General features: G+C 67.3%; 22 protein-coding genes and 1 tRNA gene. 17 read left to right on the top strand and 6 right to left on the bottom strand.

Annotated elements, in window-relative coordinates; genetic code table 11:
• Positions 1-85: 85 nt before the first annotated feature.
• Both WEG36_09805 and WEG36_09810 read right to left on the bottom strand, forming a co-directional pair.
• Positions 86-2,191 carry a PQQ-dependent dehydrogenase, methanol/ethanol family gene (locus tag WEG36_09805; GenBank protein MEX1257901.1) on the bottom strand — a complete coding sequence of 702 codons (2,106 nt, stop codon included), beginning with the start codon at positions 2,189-2,191 and terminating at the stop codon, positions 86-88.
• Complete coding sequence (locus WEG36_09810; GenBank protein ID MEX1257902.1) at positions 2,188-3,543, bottom strand: AGE family epimerase/isomerase; 1,356 nt, start codon at positions 3,541-3,543, stop codon at positions 2,188-2,190. The genes WEG36_09805 and WEG36_09810 overlap by 4 nt, the downstream gene beginning before the upstream one ends.
• 369 nt (positions 3,544-3,912) lie before the next feature.
• Here WEG36_09810 and WEG36_09815 point away from each other — a divergent pair, with 369 nt between their 5' ends.
• The 3 genes from WEG36_09815 (at position 3,913) to WEG36_09825 (ending at position 7,128) form a co-directional block, all read left to right on the top strand.
• Positions 3,913-4,293 carry a helix-turn-helix transcriptional regulator gene (locus tag WEG36_09815; protein ID MEX1257903.1) on the top strand — a complete coding sequence of 127 codons (381 nt, stop codon included), beginning with the start codon at positions 3,913-3,915 and terminating at the stop codon, positions 4,291-4,293.
• The gene (locus WEG36_09820; protein MEX1257904.1) at positions 4,286-5,581 is read left to right on the top strand and encodes a type II toxin-antitoxin system HipA family toxin; all 1,296 of its coding nucleotides are present in this window, start codon (positions 4,286-4,288) and stop codon (positions 5,579-5,581) included. The genes WEG36_09815 and WEG36_09820 overlap by 8 nt, the downstream gene beginning before the upstream one ends.
• Positions 5,582-5,715: 134 nt before the next feature.
• Complete coding sequence (locus tag WEG36_09825) at positions 5,716-7,128, top strand: malic enzyme-like NAD(P)-binding protein (protein ID MEX1257905.1); 1,413 nt, start codon at positions 5,716-5,718, stop codon at positions 7,126-7,128.
• 62 nt (positions 7,129-7,190) lie between these two features.
• Here WEG36_09825 and WEG36_09830 read toward each other — a convergent pair whose 3' ends face one another.
• Positions 7,191-8,960 (bottom strand): gamma-glutamyltransferase, encoded by a 1,770-nt coding sequence (locus WEG36_09830; protein ID MEX1257906.1) that lies wholly within the window; start codon positions 8,958-8,960, stop codon positions 7,191-7,193.
• 283 nt (positions 8,961-9,243) lie between these two features.
• Between WEG36_09830 and WEG36_09835 the strand changes: the two genes are divergently transcribed.
• The 6 genes from WEG36_09835 to WEG36_09860 all read left to right on the top strand — a co-directional run bounded on the left by WEG36_09835 (position 9,244) and on the right by WEG36_09860 (position 12,559).
• Complete coding sequence (locus tag WEG36_09835) at positions 9,244-10,521, top strand: Glu/Leu/Phe/Val dehydrogenase (protein ID MEX1257907.1); 1,278 nt, start codon at positions 9,244-9,246, stop codon at positions 10,519-10,521.
• 30 nt (positions 10,522-10,551) lie between these two features.
• Entirely contained in the window at positions 10,552-10,902 is a 351-nt protein-coding gene (locus WEG36_09840) for a DUF2200 domain-containing protein (GenBank protein MEX1257908.1), read from the top strand.
• A gap of 32 nt (positions 10,903-10,934) precedes the next feature.
• Positions 10,935-11,249, top strand: a complete 315-nt coding sequence (locus WEG36_09845; GenBank protein ID MEX1257909.1) for a dihydrofolate reductase family protein — start codon at positions 10,935-10,937, stop codon at positions 11,247-11,249.
• A gap of 154 nt (positions 11,250-11,403) precedes the next feature.
• On the top strand, positions 11,404-11,640 hold the full coding sequence (locus WEG36_09850; GenBank protein MEX1257910.1) for a DUF4160 domain-containing protein: 237 nt from the start codon (positions 11,404-11,406) through the stop codon (positions 11,638-11,640).
• Between the two features lie 278 nt (positions 11,641-11,918).
• On the top strand, positions 11,919-12,161 hold the full coding sequence (locus WEG36_09855) for an Arc family DNA-binding protein (GenBank protein ID MEX1257911.1): 243 nt from the start codon (positions 11,919-11,921) through the stop codon (positions 12,159-12,161).
• Positions 12,158-12,559 (top strand): type II toxin-antitoxin system VapC family toxin, encoded by a 402-nt coding sequence (locus tag WEG36_09860; protein ID MEX1257912.1) that lies wholly within the window; start codon positions 12,158-12,160, stop codon positions 12,557-12,559. Before WEG36_09855 ends, WEG36_09860 begins: the two co-directional genes overlap by 4 nt.
• A gap of 9 nt (positions 12,560-12,568) precedes the next feature.
• Here WEG36_09860 and WEG36_09865 read toward each other — a convergent pair whose 3' ends face one another.
• Together WEG36_09865 and WEG36_09870 are read right to left on the bottom strand one after the other, a co-directional pair.
• Positions 12,569-13,222 (bottom strand): aquaporin, encoded by a 654-nt coding sequence (locus WEG36_09865; GenBank protein ID MEX1257913.1) that lies wholly within the window; start codon positions 13,220-13,222, stop codon positions 12,569-12,571.
• Between the two features lie 95 nt (positions 13,223-13,317).
• Positions 13,318-14,991 carry an amidohydrolase family protein gene (locus WEG36_09870; protein ID MEX1257914.1) on the bottom strand — a complete coding sequence of 558 codons (1,674 nt, stop codon included), beginning with the start codon at positions 14,989-14,991 and terminating at the stop codon, positions 13,318-13,320.
• Positions 14,992-15,098: 107 nt separating this feature from the next.
• Between WEG36_09870 and WEG36_09875 the strand changes: the two genes are divergently transcribed.
• From WEG36_09875 to WEG36_09910, 8 genes are all read left to right on the top strand, one after another.
• Positions 15,099-15,172: transfer RNA gene (locus WEG36_09875), tRNA-Arg, on the top strand.
• A 130-nt stretch (positions 15,173-15,302) separates the two neighbouring features.
• Positions 15,303-15,539, top strand: a complete 237-nt coding sequence (locus WEG36_09880; GenBank protein ID MEX1257915.1) for a hypothetical protein — start codon at positions 15,303-15,305, stop codon at positions 15,537-15,539.
• On the top strand, positions 15,527-15,934 hold the full coding sequence (locus tag WEG36_09885) for a type II toxin-antitoxin system VapC family toxin (protein ID MEX1257916.1): 408 nt from the start codon (positions 15,527-15,529) through the stop codon (positions 15,932-15,934). The genes WEG36_09880 and WEG36_09885 overlap by 13 nt, the downstream gene beginning before the upstream one ends.
• Before the next feature lie 51 nt (positions 15,935-15,985).
• Positions 15,986-16,789, top strand: a complete 804-nt coding sequence (locus WEG36_09890) for a TIGR00730 family Rossman fold protein (GenBank protein ID MEX1257917.1) — start codon at positions 15,986-15,988, stop codon at positions 16,787-16,789.
• Positions 16,790-16,809: 20 nt separating this feature from the next.
• Positions 16,810-17,955: an aminopeptidase gene (locus tag WEG36_09895; protein ID MEX1257918.1), complete on the top strand. Its 1,146-nt coding sequence runs from the start codon at positions 16,810-16,812 to the stop codon at positions 17,953-17,955.
• 350 nt (positions 17,956-18,305) lie between these two features.
• Positions 18,306-18,722, top strand: coding sequence for a hypothetical protein (locus tag WEG36_09900; protein ID MEX1257919.1), 417 nt, complete (start codon positions 18,306-18,308; stop codon positions 18,720-18,722).
• Positions 18,723-18,947: 225 nt separating this feature from the next.
• Complete coding sequence (locus WEG36_09905) at positions 18,948-19,331, top strand: DUF1761 family protein (protein ID MEX1257920.1); 384 nt, start codon at positions 18,948-18,950, stop codon at positions 19,329-19,331.
• Between the two features lie 49 nt (positions 19,332-19,380).
• The gene (locus WEG36_09910) at positions 19,381-19,839 is read left to right on the top strand and encodes a YaiI/YqxD family protein (GenBank protein MEX1257921.1); all 459 of its coding nucleotides are present in this window, start codon (positions 19,381-19,383) and stop codon (positions 19,837-19,839) included.
• A 9-nt stretch (positions 19,840-19,848) separates the two neighbouring features.
• On the opposite strand, the gene WEG36_09915 is transcribed toward WEG36_09910, so the two are convergent.
• Positions 19,849-20,466 carry a hypothetical protein gene (locus tag WEG36_09915; protein MEX1257922.1) on the bottom strand — a complete coding sequence of 206 codons (618 nt, stop codon included), beginning with the start codon at positions 20,464-20,466 and terminating at the stop codon, positions 19,849-19,851.
• Between the last annotated feature and the right edge of the window lie 35 nt (positions 20,467-20,501).

Genomic DNA, 20,501 nt, shown 5'->3' on the forward strand with positions numbered 1-20,501 from the left:
GCACTGGCGGGGGATCGAACGGCTCGTCCGCTACTGCGCGCGGGGGCGCCTCGCCCTCGAGCGCCCTCACGCTAAGGTAGGGGACTCAGCCTTCGTCCAGGCTGAACGCGATCAGCGTTTTCCCCGCAACGACGGCGACGAACTGCCTACCGTCCAGAGCGTACGTGATGGCCGGAGCGTGGACCGGTCCTCCGGCGTCGAATTTCCAGAGCTCGCCGCCCGTTGCGGAATCGAGCGCGAAAAAGAGCGTTCCGTCTCCTCCGAAGAGAACGCCGCCGGCCGTGCTCAAGAGTCCCCCTGCTCGGTAATCGTCTCCTCCGGTCCTCGGCGCATGCCGGTACTCCCAAATCAACTCGCCGCTCGTGGCCCGCAACGCGCGGACCGCGGTGAAATAGGGCCCATCCACGATCCCCTGGGCCGCGCTTCCCAGGAAATTCTCCCCAGGACGACGGTCAGGCACCTCACCGGAAAAAAAGACGCTGGGGCGCTCCAGCGTCGGCACGTAGACGAGCTCCCGAACCGGGTCGTAGGAGGGCGGCCACCAGTTCGTGGCCCCGACCACACCGGGGTAAACCAGGGTTCCCCCGCGAGATGGCCGCGCCTCGGGTCGAGTCCACGGCCGTCCCCTCGCATCGATGCTATCGGCCCAGGTCTGCGTGGCGAAGGCGCGCGCCCCCAGAAACTCGCCGGTCTCCCGATCCAGCACGTAGTAGAAGGCGTTTCGATTCGCCCAGAGGAGGGCTCGGCGCCGCGTGCCCTCCACGTCGAGGTCTGCGAGGATGGGGATCTGCGCGGCGTCCCAGTCGTGCTCGTCGTGCGGCGTGAACTGGAAGTGCCATCGGAGCCGTCCGGTCGCCACTTCGAGCGCGAGGACGCTGCTCGAAAAAAGGTTGTCGCCCGGTCGGGCGTCGCCCTGGAAGTCCGGGGAGGGGTTGCCAACTCCCCAGTAAAGGAGCTCAAGGTCCGGGTCGAATGATCCCGTCAACCAGGTAGGTGCGCCACCGGTTCGCCAGGCATCCCCGGTCCAGGTCTCACTGCCCGGGTCGCCCGGTTCCGGGATCGTCATGAAGCGCCAAACCCGTTCGCCCGTGCTGGGATCGTACGCGTCGAGGAAGCCGCGGACGCCGAACTCCCCGCCCGCCACGCCCGTGATCACAAGTCCCGCGGCCACGAGCGGAGCGCTGGTGATGCTGTACCCGTCTTGGTGATCGGCCACTTCCACGTCCCAAAAGACCTCGCCCGTTCGCGCATCGAAGGCGATGAGGTGCGCGTCCAGGGTCCCCAGAAAGAGCGAGTTTCCGAGCAAGGCGAGGCCGCGGTTGACCAACTCGCAACAGGCGTCGATCCGATCCGGAAGCTCACGCTCCCAACTCCAGAGCAGCGCCCGTGTCCGAAGGTCGACCGCGAGGACCTGTTGCGGAGGAACCGTGAGGAACATGACGCCGTCCACCACCAACGGGGAGGTCTCGATCGGGTAGTCGCTCGCCGGCAGCTGCAGGAGCCACGAGACTTCCAGCGCACCGACATTCGCAGACGTGACTTGGGAGAGTGGGCTGTGCCGGTGCGAAGCGTAGTGACCCGAGTACGTCAGCCATTCTCCATTCGGCGGCGAATCCAGCTCTTCGCCAGCGACGGCTCGGATCTCGACCTGGGTAGCAGCGGCCCGATCACGGGGTACCGCACCCACCGACCCCTGCAGGGCCCGCAAGTGGGCGATGATGCGCCAGACCTCGGGGGGCGGGAGATCATGCTCCGGCATCGCCGTTCCCGGCACTCCGCGGGTGATTGTGCGATAGAGCGCCCAATCGGAGGCCCCATGCCGGAGGGGGGCGCTCACGATGTCCGGACCTCCACCTCCTCCAGTGCCCTGGGCCCCGTGGCACGCGGTGCATGTGCTCCGAAAGAGCCCCTGCCCCTCGGACAGGTCCTCGGCTGACCGATACGGGTTCGTAATCACCTGGTGCGGGTTCGGATTTTCGACGAGCGGCTCCAAGTAGATGGGAGCGTCCGGGTGAAGCATGGGAAGAAGCTCTCCCCAACTCATGTCTGGGAGCCCACCGCGAGCTTTCAGCAAGACCACCGTGGCGCGCCAACGCAGCTGCGGTAAGACTAGGATGGCGGTCGCGGCTCCGAGTCCCCCGACGAGCAGGGCGATGAGCGTCAAGCGCGCGAAGGCCTTAGGCCCAGTCATGGTTTGTCGTCCGAGGTCGCATCTGATTCGATGAGCGGCTCCAGCAGCTCCAGGCACCGGAGGACCGCTCGTCCATTGTGATAGGGCGTTTTCCATGCGCCGTTCTTGTTCGTGGCCTTGTCGCCGGCCGGTGCTCCATCCTCACCGATCACCGCATGCCAGTCGCCGCATTCCCAGTCGGCTTGGTGCGTGAGGACCCAGTCGAGTGTCCGCGAGAAGCAATGGTAATAAGAAGCCTCTCCGGTGATGCGGTACATGAGCAGGGCGCACACCAATGCCTCCGCCTGCACCCACCAGATCTTGACCCGAATGTCCGCGCGCCTGTTCGGCGAACCCGTGTAGAAGAATCCGCCTGACCGGCGATCGAAGCCAAGCTTGCGGGCGTTCCCGAAGAGGGTGCGATAGAGGTCCAGCAGGGGCCCGTTCGGCAGGCTCGCCGCGTCGCACGCCTCCCAGAGCAGCCATACGTTTTCGAGGTCGTGCCCGTAGTTGGTCCTCGCGTGCGCCACGTCGATCGGCGTCCAATCCAGCTCATGCCTGTCCGTGCATGCTCCGGTTGTCTTTCGCACGACTGCGTTGCTCTGCACGAGGATCAACTCGAGAAGGCGATCTCGCGCGAGGGGATCCTGGCTGAGGCGCAAGTATTCGGTCAGCGCCTCCATCCAGTGGAGGTGGGTGTTCAGTTGCTTCACACCGGCGAACGCGTGCATGTAGCTCGGTTCCGAGGCGGGGACGGGCGCCCAGTCGCGCCGGTAGAACTCTTCGTATCCGCCATACACCGGGTCGTGCGAGTGCCCGTCGAGGGTGAGGAAAAGCTCGCGAGCCAAGGCCAGAGCGGGCGGGTCTGCAGCAGCGCGAGCATACTCGGAGAGCGCGTACAGGCCGTAAGCTTGCCCGAACAGGTGCTTATCGAGGTGCGTGGGGGTGCGCCCCGAAGCGTCCGTTGCCCAGAAAAAGCCGCCGTGCTCCGCGTCCCACATGCGATCCCGGAGAAAGGTGAAGCCATGCGTCGCGGCGTCCAGGTGCGTGCGGTCGCCGTAGGGGCTCCGTGCCAAGCGGGCGAAGAACCAGGTCGACCGGGCCTGGCCCACGAGGCTTTTCGGGAACTCCCCTCGGAACGTACCGCGCACGTCGTGATTCAGGTGGAAGCCACCGTTTTCCTCGTCGAGGATCCGAGGGAGCCAGAAGGGGAGGATGTTCGTGAGAAGGAGGCGTTCGAGGGAGGCCTTGGCGCGAAGGAAGTCGGACTCGGTCGGCGGGGGTCCCGTGGGAGTCTCGGGGCGACGGTCTTCCCGCCAATTCGAGAGGCGCTTCCGGAGTTCGCCGAATACGGGAATCGGGCTGAAGCTCATCGTCTCCGGCGGAAAACGGGGCGCCGCGATTTGACGGAAGGGCCGGCACGGATCACCGGGTGGGAGGCACTACTCGATCCAGATGGACTGGGAAGATGCCCGGCCGCAGATGGCGTGGCAAGGAACGCGTCAGGCGGGATCGACCCCGATCGGGTTCGCCCGCGTGCGCAGCGACGATCGCTGACAGGAGCGGCTCCTCGCGTTCTGCGCTCCTGTCCGCTGAGGATTGGTCGTATCGTATCCAATGCAGATCCGCCGATTCCGGGCCATTGGGCATTGTATGTGATGTATCCAGGGTTGCACGATCATGTCGCCCTCGTTAGCCTTGTAGACATCATTTACAATGGCTTTGGCGTTTTTAGAGATCAAATGAATGATTTAGAATATATTACAGCCACCGACCCCCAGATCCTGGAAGCGATCGGTGAACGGCTGCGCTCCCTCAGGAAGGCACGCGGCCTGACCCAGTCCGAGGCCGCCGAACGGGCCGGCCTGGGTCGCCACACCCTCTACCGTGCCGAGCACGGTGACAACCCGACCCTCTCGACCCTGGTTCGGCTCCTTCGTGTATATGCACGCCTCCCTGCCCTCGACAGCTTCATCCCCGTGACGGAGGTCTCCCCGATGGCGCGCCTCCGGAAGCGGCGCGCGCGGAGCGGGGAGGGCGGGAGCGAAGGGGCGAACGAGGAGGCCGGGGCGGACGACCAGCAGGTGGAGCCGCCGAGCGGCCCGGCCCCCGGCGATGGCTGAGGTCCGGGCGGAAGCAGAGGTCCGGCTCTGGGGCACGACGGTCGGGGCTCTGGTGGAGCTCGACACCGGGCGCGTCCTCTTCGAGTACGCGGACGAGTTCCGCGCCCTCGGGCTCGAGATCTCCCCGATCCACCTTCCGACCGGCCTGCATGGACCGCAGAGCTTCGAGGAGCTCCGAAGAAAGGAGGCGTTCCAGGGACTTCCGGGCGTCCTCGCCGATTCCCTGCCCGACGCGTTCGGCCGAAGCGTGATCCGCGCGTATTACGCCGCCCGTGGAGAGGCCGCGCGGGCCATGAGCCCGATCCAGCGGCTCCTCTACGTGGGAGAGCGGGCGATCGGCGCGCTGACCTTCCATCCCGCGGAAGGGCCACCGATCCGAGACGCCGGGCGGGAGGCGCTCGATATCCAGGCGCTCGCACACGACGCGAAGCGCATCGTTCTCGGAAAGCCGGACGTGGCCGTTCCCGAGATCTATCGAATCGGCTCGTCGGCGGGGGGCCGGCGCCCGAAGGCCGTGGTTCACTTCGATGCGGAGCGCGGAACGATTCGATCGGGAAGCGTCGCGCCTCGCAGTGGTGAGGTGCCCTGCATCCTCAAGTTCGATGGCGTGGGGGGCGTGGACCGCGACGGGGAGATCGGGCCTCCACAGCACTACAACCGTGTGGAGGCGGCCTACGCCTCGATGGCTGGTGCGGCGGAAGTGGAGATGGCCCGCGTCCACACCCTCGAGATCGACGGTTACGCGCATCTCCTCGTGCGACGGTTCGATCTCGACGACGGGGATCGGCTGCATCAGCACTCGCTCGGGGGGTTGATCCACGTGGACTACAACGAGCCCGGAGCCAGCTCGTACGAGGAGTACCTCCGCACGATCCTCCGCCTGGGAATGGCGTACGACGCCTTGCGGCAGGCCTTCCACCGGATCGTCTTCAACGTGATGGCCGTCAATCAGGACGACCATGTGAAGAACCTTTCGTTTCAGATGGACCGGACGGGAAGCTGGTCCCTCGCGCCCGCCTACGACCTCACCTTCGCCCACGGCGAGGGGTGGACGGCAAACCACCAGATGAGGATCCGGGACAAGGTGTCGGGCATCCGAGAATCCGACCTCCTCGACGTGGCGGTCGAGTTCGGCGTCAAGCGGCCCCGTGACATCCTCGAGCGGACCCGCGGCGCGATCGAGCGATGGGAGGAGTTCGCCGAGGAGCGCCGGGTGCCGGATCGTGCCGTATCGGCCGTGCGGGACGAGCTCGACGCTCGGGCGGGGGAGCTCGCGGGGTCCGCCTAGCGGTTCTCGGCGGGACTGGCCCTCTCGCCCCCGGATTCCTTGCTCCCCCCAAACCCCCGTCCTACCTTGCGTTTCACGCTCAGACGGCCTTTGAATCGCCCCTACTTCTCGCGCCGACGTCCATCACCCCAAACATGAGACCCTCCCCTACCGACGGATACAGCATCACCCTTCGCCTGAAGCTCGCCAACAGGCCGGGGGTCCTCGGTTTGGTCACATCCACCATCGGAGAGGCCGGGGGCAGCATCGGAGCCGTCGATATCGTCGAGGCGGACTTCCACCAACTCGTCCGCGACATCACCCTTGCCGCGGGCAACGACCAACACGCCCAGGAGATCATCGAAGCGGTCAGCAACCTGCCCGGGGTCACATTCCTCCACTATTCCGACCGCGTCTTTCTATTGCACCTCGGGGGGAAAATCGAGGTGAAGAGCAAGATCCCCATCCAAACCCGGGCCGACCTTTCACGCGCCTACACCCCCGGGGTTGCCAGGGTCTGCACCGCCATCCACGAGGACCCGGCCAAGGCCTTCACCCTGACGATCAAGCGCAACAGCGTCGCCGTTGTCACCGACGGAACCGCCGTCCTCGGCCTTGGAAACATCGGCCCCGCCGCAGCGATGCCGGTGATGGAGGGCAAGGCGATGCTCTTCAAGGAGTTCGCCAACATCGACGCCTTTCCCCTCTGTCTCGACACCACGGATGTCGATACGATCGTCGCCACCGTCAAGGCGATCGCGCCGGGCTTCGGCGGCATCAATCTCGAGGACATCTCGGCCCCCCGTTGCTTCGAGGTGGAGCGCCGCCTGCGCGAGGCCCTCGACATCCCCGTCTTTCACGACGACCAGCACGGAACCGCCGTCGTCGTACTCGCTGCCGCCATCAACGCGCTCCGCGTCGTGGGGAAGACCCTCGCCGAAGCGAGAGTCGTCGTTTCAGGCGCCGGAGCCGCCGGGACCGCCTGTGCGAAGATGCTCGTCGCCGGAGGGGTGCGGCACCTCGTTGGCTGCGACCTTCACGGAGTCATCCACCGCGGCCGCGAGGAGGAGGGCCTCGATTGGTGGAAGGCCGAAACCAATCCCGACCAGCGGACGGGGACGCTATCCGAAGTGATCGACGGCACCGACCTCTTCCTCGGGGTCTCCAGCGGAGGGGTGCTCACGGCGGAAATGGTCTGCCGCATGGCGCCCAACCCGGTCGTCTTTGCCCTGGCCAATCCCATTCCCGAAATCACCCCGGAAGAGGCCGCTCCCCATGCCAGGGTCATTGCCACGGGACGCAGCGACTACCCCAACCAGATCAACAACGTGCTCTGCTTTCCCGGGATCTTCCGGGGCGCCCTCGACTGCCGCGCGTCCGAAATCAACGAGGCCATGAAGCTGGCCGCCGCCTACGCCATCGCCGACTGCATCACCGAGGTCGAGCTGACCGCCGACTATATCATCCCCTCGATCTTCAATCGGCGGGTCACCCCCGCGGTCGCATCAGCGGTGGAACAGGCAGCCTACGAAACCGGAGTGGCCCGACGGGAACGGACCGCTTCCTGAAAGCCGCGATCCCAGGTTGCGGCGGGCCGGGGGAGGCGCCGATCAGGCGTCCGCCGGTCGCGTCACTCCCGGCGTACCCCCACGGCGCTCCCGGTCCACCGCGGCTCCGCCACCCCGAGGAGCCCGCCCGCTTCGAACTCCACGGCGTGGACGCGCCCGAAGAAGCCGGACGGCTGCCCCTCGACCTCGAACCCTTGCTCGCGGAGGAGGGCGAGGTCCGCGGCCTCCCAGCGGCCCACCGGCCCGGACTCGACGGACACTCCCGTGAGCCCGTTGGGATGGACGCGTGGAGCGGCGACCGCCTCCGGCAGGGTCATTTCATGGTCGATGCGGCGGCTCACGACCTGGATCACGGCGGAGATGATGCGTGCGTCTCCCGCTCCCCCGAGGGCGAACCAGGGGCGACCGTCCGGATGGAGGACGAGGGTCGGCGCGATCGTGGAGGAGGGGCGCGACCCCGGTGTGCTCCCGAGGCGGGTCGCATAGAAGAACCCCAGGCCTGAAGCGGTCAGGCGCGTCCCCATCGCGGGACCGTTCGATTGCGTGTGCGTCACCACCATCCCGCTCGCATCGGCGGTGACGAGATGGGTCGTCGCCTCGCGGTCCGAGGGCGAAGTGACGAGGGTGCCGGGAGGGACGTCGAAGCTCCACTCCCTCGCGATCTCGGCACCGACTTCGCCGAACTGGCCCACGCCTCGGCCCCATCCGACGCCGGACCCCACGCCCACCCCGACCGCCGTCGGAACCGTGATCTCCTCGGCGCGTGTGCGCGCATGCTCCCTGGAGGTGAGGACCGCGGCGCTTTCCTCCTCCGAACCGTGGTTCCCGTTGCGGTCGGAGATCGCCAGCTGCATCGCCTGGCTCACCACGGCTGCCCACCGCGCCCCCTCATCCGCCTCAGGCACGCCCACCTCCTCCAAGATCTGGAGGGCCTCCACGACCGCGTGCCCCGCGGCGGGGCGGAAGTTCGACGCGATCTCGTAGCCCCGGTAGCTCCCCCGGGCGGGGATGGCGGACAGCGCGTCGTAGCCCGCGAGCTCTTCCCTCGTGATGAAGCCGCCCAGGCGCGTCATCTCAGCGTGGATGGAGTCGGCAACCCACCCGGAGTAGAAGCCGGCCCACCCGTCCGCCGCGATCGCCCGTAGCGCCCGGGCCAAATCCGGGTTTCGGAACCGTTCCCCCGCCTCCCTCGGCGATCCATCCGGCCGGAGCCAGAGCTCCCGGGAGGCCGGATACTCCGCAAGGTCGCCGACACCCCCGGCCCAGCGCGCGGCCTCGTCCGCCGGGAGCGCGAAGCCCTCCTCCGCGAGGCGGATCGCCCCCTCCATCACACGCGCGAGGGGGAGGGTGCCGTGCGCCTCGTGAACCCGCACGAGTGCGGCCGGGACCCCGGGGATCGCTGCACGTTCGTAGCCGGGGGGAAGTCCCGACTCCGGTGCGTAACCATGCGGCACCTGGTTCAGACCATCGAAGCCCACGATCGCTCCATCCGGGAGGCGGATCAGGGTGCTCGCCCGCCCGCCGAGCCCCGACATGGACGGCTCCGTCACCGCTAGGGCGAAGCCGGTGGCCACCGCGGCGTCGACGGCGTTCCCCCCCGCGGCCAGGATCCCGGCCCCCACCTCGGTGGCCAGCACCGACGCACTCGCCACGACTCCGACGTCCGAACGCACGACCTGAGCGGCACGCGCCGTGAGCGCCTCCGCCCCAACGGGTCCGCCTCCGCCGGCCCACCCTACGCAGCCTGCGATGGCGAAAACGAGTGTGGCGATGCCCCACGCGAGGACGGCGGGGCGGGCCCGGCCGCGCCGGGCGAAGGCGTACGAGATCATCGATTCCTCACTTCGGTTGACGGCACGTCTCGACGAACGGTTGCCCACCAGCTAGCGACCTGCCTGGGCCCGGGATCCGCGGAGGCGGGAGCGTCATGCGGGAGCATCATCATGATCATGCGCGCCCGGGACGGCCCCCGCCACCTTCCTCCCCGGGACCATCGGCCCGTTTCACGGCGATCCGTGGTTCACGCTACTTTTAGAGCAGCATGGACCCGCCCTCCGTCTGCGACCTCACCGATTCCCCGCCGATGATCCTGAGGCGGATGCCGCCCGATCTCCGATGACCCCGACCACGACGAAGGCCGAGCCGAGCTTCTACGAGGCGACCCAGGCACAATACCGGCGCGCCGCCGACCTGATCGGACTCGACGGGAACGTCCGCGTGATCCTGGACGAACCCAAGAACGTGATCCAGGTGAACTTCCCGGTCCGCATGGACGACGGCCGCTACCGGCTCTTCCAAGGATACCGCGTCCAGCACAACAACATCCTCGGCCCTTACAAGGGCGGAATCCGCTACCACCCGGACGTCTCCATGGACGAGGTCATGGCGCTCGCGGCGCTCATGACCTGGAAGTGCGCGCTGGTGGGCCTTCCCCTCGGCGGTGCCAAGGGAGGGGTCCGGATCGACCCGAGCGGCCACTCGACCGACGAGCTCATGCGCGTCACGCGCCGGCTCACCCACGCGCTGGGCACGAACATCGGCGCCGACTACGACATCCCGGCGCCGGATATGGGGACGAGCGCGCAGACCATGAACTGGATCATGGACACGTACGTCAACACCGTGGGCTACGCCGGCCGAAACCTCCACCGCGGTGTCGTCACCGGGAAGAGCATCGCCTGTGGCGGGAGCGAGGGCCGCGAGAAGGCGACGGGCCAGGGCCTGGTCGATCTGGTGGAGGAGTGGGCCCTCCTCCATCGCCTGCGCCTATCGGGCGCCTCCTTCACCGTGCAGGGATTCGGGAATGTCGGCTCCAACGCCGCGGTCCTCCTCGGGGCGATCGGGGCGCGCTGTATCGCCGTCATGGATCACCGGGGTTCGATCGCGAACACGGACGGGATCCCCCTCGAGGCCCTCCGCGACTATGTCCGCGAGACTGGAAGCGTGGCGGCCTTCCCGGGAGCCGAGGCGATTTCGGTCGACGAGTTCTGGTCCGTGGAGACCGACATCGTCATCCCTGCGGCGGTCGAGAACGTGATCGACGCGCGAGTGGCGGGATTGCTCCGCGCGAAGGTCGTGGCCGAGGGCGCGAATGGACCCACGACGCCGGCGGGGGACATCGTCCTCCGCGAACGTGGGATCGACGTCCTCCCGGATGTGTTGGCCAATGCCGGCGGCGTGACCGTCTCCTACTTCGAGTGGAGCCAGAACAGGAATAACGAGCGGTGGGACCTGGAGGAGGTGGACGGTCGACTGAAGCGTCGGCTCCTCCGAAGCTACCAACGTGTCCGAGAAGAATCGGAGCGCCGGCCCTGCGACCTCCGGACCGCGTGTTACGTGGTCGCCCTGGAGCAGATCCAGTCCGCTTACAGCGAGCGCGGGATCTTTCCCTGATCCCCAACTCCAACCCCAACCAGTACCGCCATGGACAACACGAGGGTCTTCCGAATGTCGTTCGCCGGCGTCTACCCGCATTACATCGCCAAGGCGGAGAAGAAAGGCCGCACCAAGCAAGAGGTGCACGCCGTCATTCACTGGCTCACGGGCTACGATGATCAGGCGCTCGCACGTGTGATCGCCGACAGAGTCGACCTCGAGACCTTCTTCGCCCAAGCCCCTCGGATCAACCCGAACGTCTCGAAGATCACCGGGGTGATCTGTGGATATCGCGTGGAGGAGATCGAGGACCCGCTCATGCAGAAGATCCGCTACATGGACAAGCTGGTCGACGAGTTGGCCAGGGGAAAGGCGATGGAAAAGGTCCTACGGAAGTAGGTCCGTTGTCGGAGCCACCCAACAGACGAACGATGGCCCTCCTCCGCGTCGAATCCTTCGCCATATCCTTGGACGGCTTCGGTGCCGGCCCGAACCAGACGCGCGAGGAGCCCCTCGGCGTGGGCGGCGAGGCCCTGCACGACTGGTTCATTTCCACCCGCACCTTCCAGCGCGCGAGCGGTGGCGACGGCGCCGACACGATCCGACAGTACGTCCAGGCCCCGCTCATCGACGAGCTGCACATCGCGATCGCGCCGATCCTTCTCGGCGACGGGGAATCGCTGTTCGAGGGAAACGACATGCTCGCCCTCGGCTACGAGGTGGCTCGGTTCGCCGCGTCGGAGTAGGTGACGCATGTGATCCTCCGGCGGAAGGGCGCCGAAGGCTGACCCAGGAGCACGCGCAATCAATCTCCCATGGAGACGCCCCGAAGGACGCGCGAGGCTTCGTCCATTCGCGGATTCCGCCACCGCCGGAGGCGGAAAAGTGCCAACCTTCGACGTGCCGACGGTTCTCCGGTCCGGGCCCGATCAGTCCTTTTTCGTCAGCCACGATATCCCCGAACCCCCTCACGTTCACGTCGATCGTGAGCGGATGTCCGCGAAGTCCTGGCTTGACGCAGTGGCGTCGGCACGAAACGTCGGTTACGGTGCATATGAGCTTCGGCGAATCGAACAATTGGTGGTCGAGCACAGAGCGCGGCTCTTGGAGGCCTGGAATGACCCCTTCCTCGGTTAACTCCGGCGAGCGTGTTGAGGCTGTGTACTTTTCGGACGACCGGCTCTCCGTGGACCTTGCCGATGGCCGAACCATCACGGTACCACTGGATCGGGGTCGGATCGTTAGGGATGTGATTTCCCCCGCCGCGGATCCTTCGGAGTGGGAAGCGCTCCGCTAGGGCCGCCCGGACGTGAAGGTCCTTCTCGGTCCCCTCGGTAGCGCACGAAGCCCGTTGAATGCCGGGTCTCACCGCGTTAGGTTCCGTTACGGTTGCATAATGGAACCACTGCGGGCCCATGCCGAACCTCACCATCAAGAACCTCGGGGAGCCCCTCCTCGTCCAACTCCGCGAAGCGGCGGAACGGAACCGCCGGAGCCTCAATAGCGAGGTGATCCGGCGGCTCGAGGCCTCCGTGGGAAGCGCACCGGCCGATGCGGCGGAGCTCCTCGCCCAGGCTCGGTCGATCCGCGAACGCGCGCGCCTTCCCTATCTCACGGACGAGGCGATCCGCGTGGCGCGGGACGAGGGGCGTCCTTGATCGTCGCCGACGTGAACCTCATCGCCTATTTCTTCATCGAGGGCGAGCGAACGCGAGCGGCCGAAGCGGTAATCGAGCGGGACCCCGAGTGGGCCGCGCCCCTCCTCTGGAGAAGCGAGTGGCGAAACGTCCTCGCTGGCTATCTCCGAAGGGGTGAGCTCGACGCCTCGGCGGCGATGGAGCTCATCGAGGCGGCCGAGGCGCTCCTTCGCGGGCGGGAACACCTCCCCGATGCGGGGCTCGTGATGGAGCTCGTCCTCGCATCCTCGTGTTCCGCCTACGACTGTGAGTACGTGGCCCTCGCGGAGGCGCTCGGCCTTCCCCTCGTGACCGCGGACGCCCGCCTCCTCGCCGACTTTCCAGAGCGAGCCATCTCTCCCGAAGCGTTCACAGGCTGAATCGCTACCTCACGCAAAGCCCGCCCCAGGAGCCTTGTCCCCCCCGAGATCCAAACCCTTGAACAGGAACGCCGCCGCCGCGGCGCCTGAAAAGTTCGCGACCAGGTAGATCCAGATGTTCGCGAAGGGCGAGATGCCGAGGAGGGAGATGCCCAGAGCCACCGCCGGGTTGAAGGCCCCACCGGAAATACCCCCGACCGCGTAGGCGCCCGCGACCACGGTGAAGCCGATCGCGAGACCGTAATAAGAGTTCCCTTCGCTGGCGCGCGCAGTGGCAACGCTCAGCACCACGAAGACCAGCGCGAAGGTGAAGAGAAACTCCGCGAGGAGAGCGCTCGGGACGTCCGGCGCGAGGGCCGTGACGGGGACGGGTCCCTTCAGGAAGCGGGTGGCGTGCGCCGCGAGCGCCGCGCCCGCGAGCTGCGCCGCCCAGTACACCGCCAGCTCCTTTCCGCTCGTCCGCCCGCGGAGGAGCACGCCGAGGGTCACCGCGGGATTGTAGTGAGCCCCCGAGATGGGTCCGCCGGCGTAGACCATGACCATCAGCGCGGAACCGATGGCGAGCGGCGCGAACCCCCCCGCGCCGGGCTCGAGCACGACCATGCCGATGGTGAACACCAGGAAGAAGGTGCCGATTGCCTCGACGACGGCTTTGCGCACCATGAAAATCCCTCGGGGTCAGGGCGTGGATCGAGATCGTCGGGAGCGGAAGGGTCCAATGAAGTCCGGCGAGCGGGCGAAACGCAAGCTTGGGGACCTCATTGCCGGAGCGCCCGCCCCGGCGCCGATGCGCCGGCAGGAGCTTCCACTGCACCCGCCTCCCACGCGACCACGCCGTTGACCCACACGAAGTCCATCCCGCGCGCCAGCTGATGCGGCTCCTCGAAGTCGGCCGGATCCTCGATGTTCTCCGGAGTGAAGAGAACGAGGTCGGCCGCGAACCCAGGCTGTAAGAGTCCGCGCGGGACCTCCTGCTGTTCCGGATCGGAGAGCCCGAAGAGCGCCGCCGTCTGCCCAGACATCTTCGCGACCCCTTCTTCCAGCGAGAGCGTCCCCTCCTCCACGACGAAGCGCCGGATCACGCGAGCGAAGGAGCCGTAGCCGCGCGGGTGCTCCATGGAAGGACTTCCGTCCGAGGAGATCACGGTGTGGGGATCGAGGAGGAAGGTGCTCATCCAGGCGTCGTCCATCACGAAGTAAGCGGCGCGGGCACCGCTCGGTCCCAGCTCGATGAGAATGTCCTCGAAGGGCCTCCCCGTTGCGGCCGCCGCCTCGGCAAGGGTGCTCCCGGCGTATGGCCCCGATGCGAAGAGGGTCGCCTCCGGGCCGTTCCGGGCATTGATCCGATTCCGCAGGTACTCGGCCAGCTCCGCCCGCCGGCTCACGGCGACGGCCGGGTAGTCCGCGCCCCCCCGTGCGAAGTCCGGAAAGAGGATGGAGAGGCCGGTGTAACTGGCGGTGTAGGGATAGACGTCCGCGCTCACTTCTTGACCTTCGGCCCGCGCACGCTCCATGCGGGCGAAGATCCGGTCGAGGAGGGCTCGGTCGCTCCCGAGCACGACCTTGATGTGCGACACATGCACCCGCGCGCCGGAGCGGCGCCCCTGCTCGAGGAGCTCCTCGATCGAGGCCTCGACCTGGTCCGCGTCCTCGCTCCGCATGTGGCTCATGACGATCCCGTCGTGCGCGGCGACGGGGCGGGCGGCCGCGGCCAGCTCCTCGAGATCCGCCGGGCGGCCGGAATCGTACTCGAGCCCGGTGGAAAGGCCGAACGCGCCGGCTGCCATCGCGGTCTCGACGAGGGCGGCGAGCCGCTCCCGCCCCGCCGCGTTCGCGGGTCCGCCGAGCCCCGCTTCTCCCCGAAGCGTCCCGTGCCCGATGAGATAGCCGACGTTCACCCAGGGCGGCGACGCCTCGATTCGGGCCAGGAGCCCTGCGAGCTCGCCCGCTCGCGGGCTCGTTCCGTCGAGTCCGAGGAGGATCGTGGTCACCCCCTGCGCGAGGGAGTTCGCGAATCGCGCGCCCCCGTCGGGCTCGCCATGCGCGTGCGGGTCGATGAACCCGGGGGCGAGCACGCGTCCGGCCGCGTCCATCCGTTCCACGACCTGGAGGGTGTCGGGATTGAGCGGCCCGACGTAGACGACGCGGCCGTCGTCCACGAGAACGCCGCCGTCGCGCGCCGGCTCCCCGGTGCCGTCCACGATCCGCGCGTTCCAGATCGCGAGGTCGTAAGGCGGCGGGGTGAGCGGCGGAGGTACCAGCTGCGCGCCCGGGGAGGACGTTTCAGCTGAAACGTCTTCCGCCGCCGAAGCGCCTGCGTCCGGATTCCCGGCATCCGCCCCGGGTCCGCAGGCGGCAATGATGAGGGCGGAACACGCGAGCTCCGGGAGCGCGAGGACGCGTGTCGGGCGGAACCGTGCGATCGGACGCATGACGGTCCTCCAAGGGAAATGGTGCGGGAAGTCACTGGAAGATCGGCCCCGGGATTCCGACCCCGCAACCCGAAGGGAAATCGCTTATCTTGGAATTCGCGTTTCCCGCGCCCGTAGCTCAACTGGATAGAGCACCAGACTTCGGATCTGGGGGTTGGGGGTTCGAATCCCTCCGGGCGCACTTCGGTCCCATCCAGCCATCCCACCGCCTGGCCCTTCGCGTTTCATTTCGGGTGGCGGACCTGAGGCCCCCCGGGCCGCGACCGGCTCCGCCCCTATCGCATGTGCGTCACATGTGATAGCGTTCTTCCATGCCCAAGATGATCCAGGTGAGAAACGTGTCCGACGACTTACACCGTGCGCTCGTAGAGCGAGCCGAGGCTCGCGGCCAGACGCTCACGGATTACGTCCAAGGGATTCTGGAACGAGAGGTGGCGAGACCCCCGGTACAAGAGGTACTGGCCCGAATCCGGAGTCGGAGCCCCGTGAAGCTTCCAAAGACCGTAGCGGAGTACATCCGTGAAGAACGGGATCGGTGGGCGCGCTGACCGCGCTGGTCTGCGATTCGTCGGTGCTCCTCGAGATCCTTCTCCGCACTGGTCGCGCCGATCCCGTCGCAGCGCTCATCGAGGACGAAATTGCTGATCTCCACGTCCCCGCGCTTTGCGACATCGAGGTCGTATCGGCGGTCCGGCGCCTTTCGCGGATGGGCTTCCTACCCGGGGACCGTGGCGACGGCGTAGTGGAGGACTACCTGGACCTCCCCCTCATCCGGCATGGGCACACTGCGCTTCTCGAGCGAATCTTGGCGCTGCGTGAGAATTTCTCCGCGTACGACGCTACCTACGTCGCCCTCGCGGAACGCCTCAGCGCCCCCCTCGCGACCCGGGATGCGCGGTTGATCCGTGCGACGAGGCGCCACACCGATCTCGCTCTGCTCTGAGGCCCGTCCGGCGCTCTGGCCGCGAGACCAGTTCGGGGGAGGAGGAGCCTGATGCCCGGAAAGGACGGGCCTGTTGGAAAAGCGCCGCCCGACAAGGCCGGAAGCGCGCCGATGGGGCAGGACGCGAAGCCGAGCACCCCAGCGGCCCGCGAGAACGAGCGCATTTTCCTCGAGGGGCCGCGGAGCCGGCGCGAGGAGTTCATGCGCGTCCTGCGGATCGGGAGCGAGTTCGTGAGGGGATTTCGCGCGCTCCACTTCGTGGGGCCCTGCGTCACGGTGTTCGGCTCGGCCCGGATCTTCGAAGGGAACGGTTATTACGAGCTGGGGAGGGAGGTCGGCGCCGAGCTCGCCCACGCGGGGTTCACCGTCATGACGGGCGGTGGTCCAGGGATCATGGAGGCGGCAAACCGCGGCGCGCGCGAGGCGGGAGGCACTTCGATCGGTTGCAACATCGAGCTTCCCATGGAGCAGCTTCCGAATTCCTACCTGGACAAATTCGTCGAGTTCAATCACTTCTTCGTCAGAAAGGTGATGCTCCTGAAGTATTCGTACGGGTTCATCGCCCTCCCCGGCGGCTTCGGCACGATGGACGAAATCTTCGAGACGGCGACCCTCGTCCAGACCGGAAAAATCTGGGGGTTCCCCCTCGTCCTCGTGGGCACCGAGTTTTGGGCTCCCCTTCTCGACTTCCTCCGCGACCGTCCCCTCGCGAGGGGGACGATCGACGGAAAGGACCTGGACCTCCTCTTCCTGACGGACTCGGCGCAGGAGGCGGTCGCCCACATTCGCCGCGTCGCCGGCCACAACCCTGGGCTCCGGTTCCATCCGCATGCCGTGCTGGGCGAGAAGGAGTAGGCGCAGCGCTTGGCGCGCCCATGGACACGAATGAGGCTCGGACCTCCGGCGCCCTCGCCCGGCTCGCGCTCCTCCTCCTCACGCTCCTTCTCCTTCCCGCCTGCAACCCGATCTACGTGGTGCGGGCGGGTTGGGCGCAGGCGCGGATCCTCGCCTCGCGGGAGCCCCTCACCGAGGTGATGACGGATCCCGCGGTGGATCCGGCGACCCGAGCGAGCCTCCGCCTGGTGCACGACGCGCGCCTCTTCGCGGTCGAGAGGCTCGGCTTCCAGAACGCGGGAGATTCGTACACCTCCTTCGCCGCGCTCCCGTCCGACACACTCGCGCTCGTTCTCTCCGCCGCCTACCGCGACCGGCTCGAGTTTCGCACCTGGTGGTTTCCGATCACGGGGCGGGTGCCGTACCGGGCGTACTTCTCCGTCGAAGGTGGGGAGCGCGCGCGGGATCAGTTGGAGCGGGAGGGGTTCGACACGTACCTGCGGCCGACGGCTGCTTTCTCGACGCTCGGTTGGTTCGCGGACCCGCTTTATTCCACGCTCCTCCGCCAGAATGACGTCTCCCTCGTGGAAACGGTCCTCCACGAGCTGGCGCACAATCACCTCTACATCGGTAGCCGGGGGACCTTCAACGAGTCCTTCGCCACCTTCGTGGGGCACGCGGCCGCGATCGAGTTTTTTTGCGGACGAGAGGGGGGCGGCCCGGCGACGGTGAAGTGCGCTCGGGCGCGCGACCTCTGGGCGGATGCGCTCGACATCTCGCGCTTCATCACGGCGCTCGAGGGGCGGATCCGGGCGCTGTATGCGCTGGGGGCGCGAGGAGAGGGGCTCGCCTCCGGCGCGGACCCCGGCCCGCCCCCCGGTGCGGTGCCCGGGCCTCTCTCGGACGTGGGGCTGGATGCCCTCCTCGCGGAGCGGGCGGAGATCTACCGGGAAGCGCGCGTGGAGTTCTTGGAGCAAGTCCAGCCGGGTCTCCGCTTCGCAGCCTATGGGTTTCTGGCGACGGAGCCGCTGAACAATGCGACCCTCCTCTCGCGGAGCCTCTACTTTCACCGCCTCCCCGACTTCGACGCCCTCTGGTCCAGGTGGGAGGGCGACTTCGCGGGACTCATGGCCTGGATGCGGGAAGAGGCGCCCCGGCGGGCGGATCCGTTCCAGATTCTGGACTAATGGCGCTGGGCGGGCCATACAGCCCAGCCATTCCTGCGCCCCTGGACCCCCTCGAGATTTCGTGGTTCCGCCAAACGTCCGGCGTTGAGGGATGCGACGCGATGTATTACATATGTACACATGAGTACGACGTTGACAATCCGATTGGATGAGGCGCTCCGCGAGGCGCTGGAGGCCCGGGGCCGAGAGCAGGGAAAATCCCTGTCCGAGACGGCGCGGGAGATCTTGCGGAACGCCGTGGAGGAACGGCCTCTCGCACTCCGAACCAGCCAGCTCCGGGGGCGCCTGCACTTGGGAGACCATACCCGGGAAGGATGGCGGGCCGAACTCCATCGGCGTAACTGGCGCCGTTGAAGGTCTGGCTCCTGGATACGGGACCCCTCGTTGCGTACCTCGACGCGGACGATCCCGCGCACTGGGAGGTCTCGGTATGCTGGGACGCGTTTCGGGGGCGATTGGCGACAACCAGCGCCGTGGTGACCGAGGCCATGCATTTCGTCGCGGCCGATCGGGCCGGGCCCCGTCACCTCGCCGCGCTCGCCACGGCCGGTGCCCTGGAGATCTACGATCTCTGTGGGGCGACCGAGCTCCACGAGGCGGCCGCACTGATGGAAAAATACCTCGACACGCCGATGGACTTCGCGGACGCGACACTCCTCCTCCTCGCCGAGATCCTGAGCTTGGACGACATCTTCACATTGGATCGCCGGGGCTTCGCCACCTACCGCACGCGCGACGGACGCGCGCTCCGACTCGTCCTCAACTGACCCGGCCCTCCTCCGGCCTCGTCCCGAGGCGCTTCGCCTCAGCGGGCGGATCCGTTCGAGATCCTGGACTAGGCGAGCTGGGCGCGTCAGGGCGGCGGCTCCAGCGACGAAGATTTTCTGTCCCCGGAGAAGCTCCCAGGTTACCGTGGAGCGTTTCGTCGCCGTTCGCGCCGAATCCGCCATTCCCGGCAGAGTGACCTCCCTTCCGCAATTGAGGACCTCACGATGGAAGACTTCAGTGCGGTGAACTGGCTGGCTGTCGTTCTCGGGGCGGTGGCAGCGTTTCTGGTGGGATGGCTCTGGTACAGCCCGAAGGTGTTCGGCGTGAAATGGGCGGCGGGCGCCGGAGTGCAGTTGGGCTCGGCCTCCTCCATGCCGGTGGGCGCGATGGTCTCGCAGTTCGCCGCTCTCTTCCTCCTGGCCACGGTGGTGGGAATCACGGCGACCACGAACGCCCTCTTCACGGCGATCCTCGCGATCCTTGCGGCTGCGATGTTCGTGGCCTCCTCCGGCGCGTACGTGAAGAAGAGCTCGGCCGCGATTCTGATCGAGTTCTTCTACATCGTCGTCGCGGGAGCCGTCATGATCCTCGCGCAGGGCGCGCTTTAGGCCGGCGGGCGGGCGCCCCCTCCCCCGCTCCCCGCGCCGAGGGTCGGAATTGAAGATCTGGATCGACGCGGACGCGGCCCCACGCGAGGCGAAGGAAGTCGTTTTTCGGGCCGCCCTGCGCCTCGAGATTCGGACCGTATTGGTCGCGAATCAGCGGCTGACCCTCCCCCTGAACAACCCGCACCTGAGTGCCGTGCGCGTGCAGGGCGGACCGGACGTCGCCGACCGCCATATCGCGGACCACGCGGAGGCGGGAGACATCGCCGTGACTGCGGACATTCCGCTCGCGGCGACGCTCGTGGAACGCGGCGTCGTGGTGATCGACCCGCGTGGCGAGCTCTACTCCGAGGAAAACGTGCGGGAGCGCCTCTCGATCCGCGATTTCATGGATTCGCTCCGGTCCACGGGCGTGGAGACCGGGGGACCGAAGCCCTACACGGACCGGGACAAGCGGTCCTTCGCGGACGCCCTGGACCGGACGCTGACGGCGATGCGCCGAGGCCGCTGACGCGGGCTCCTACGGCCGAAAGAGCCGCGTCACCTTGATCATGAGCCCCCGGTTCGAGAGCTCGGACCAGCGGTCCCCCAGGACATCGGTGCTCCGGTCCTCGGTGTAGACGATGAAGAGCTCGCTCCCCGGCGCCCACTCCCACCGGAGCCGGAAGTTGCCGCTGAAGCTGTCGCTACCCGTGTTGTACTGAATGAGCCCGCTCAGATATGCGCGCGGGGTCATGGTGTAGGTCACCCGCGTGCGGGCCACATGTTGGTCGAACTCCCCTGGTTCCTGCTGCTGCGGGAGGTCGAGCCAGTTGAACTCGAGGCTCGGTTCCAGAGAGATCCGTGGAGTGACCTCGATGCGGCCATTCCCGAGCCCGACCGAGAGCCGGTCCCCGGTGTAAAACTCGCCCCACTGGACGCTGAGATTCCCCTGCCAGGGACGCTGGGGCCCGAATCGGTAGCTGGCCTGGAAGTCGGTGTAGGAGTAGCGCCCCGCCTCGAAGAGCGCGCCCGAGATGCGCTCGTCTTCCGGAAGGAACTCGTAGTTGTCGGAGCCGTTCAGGGTGATGGCGTCGCCGTTTTCGAGGTCCACCTGCACCCGCCCACCCCGGGACCGACTCTCCACGAAGCCGGCCACGTCGTTTTCGAAATATCCCAGATTCCCCGCGAACG

The sequence above is a fragment of the Gemmatimonadota bacterium genome (assembly GCA_040882465.1).
Taxonomy (GTDB): domain Bacteria; phylum Gemmatimonadota; class Gemmatimonadetes; order Longimicrobiales; family Gaopeijiaceae; genus JBBEBG01.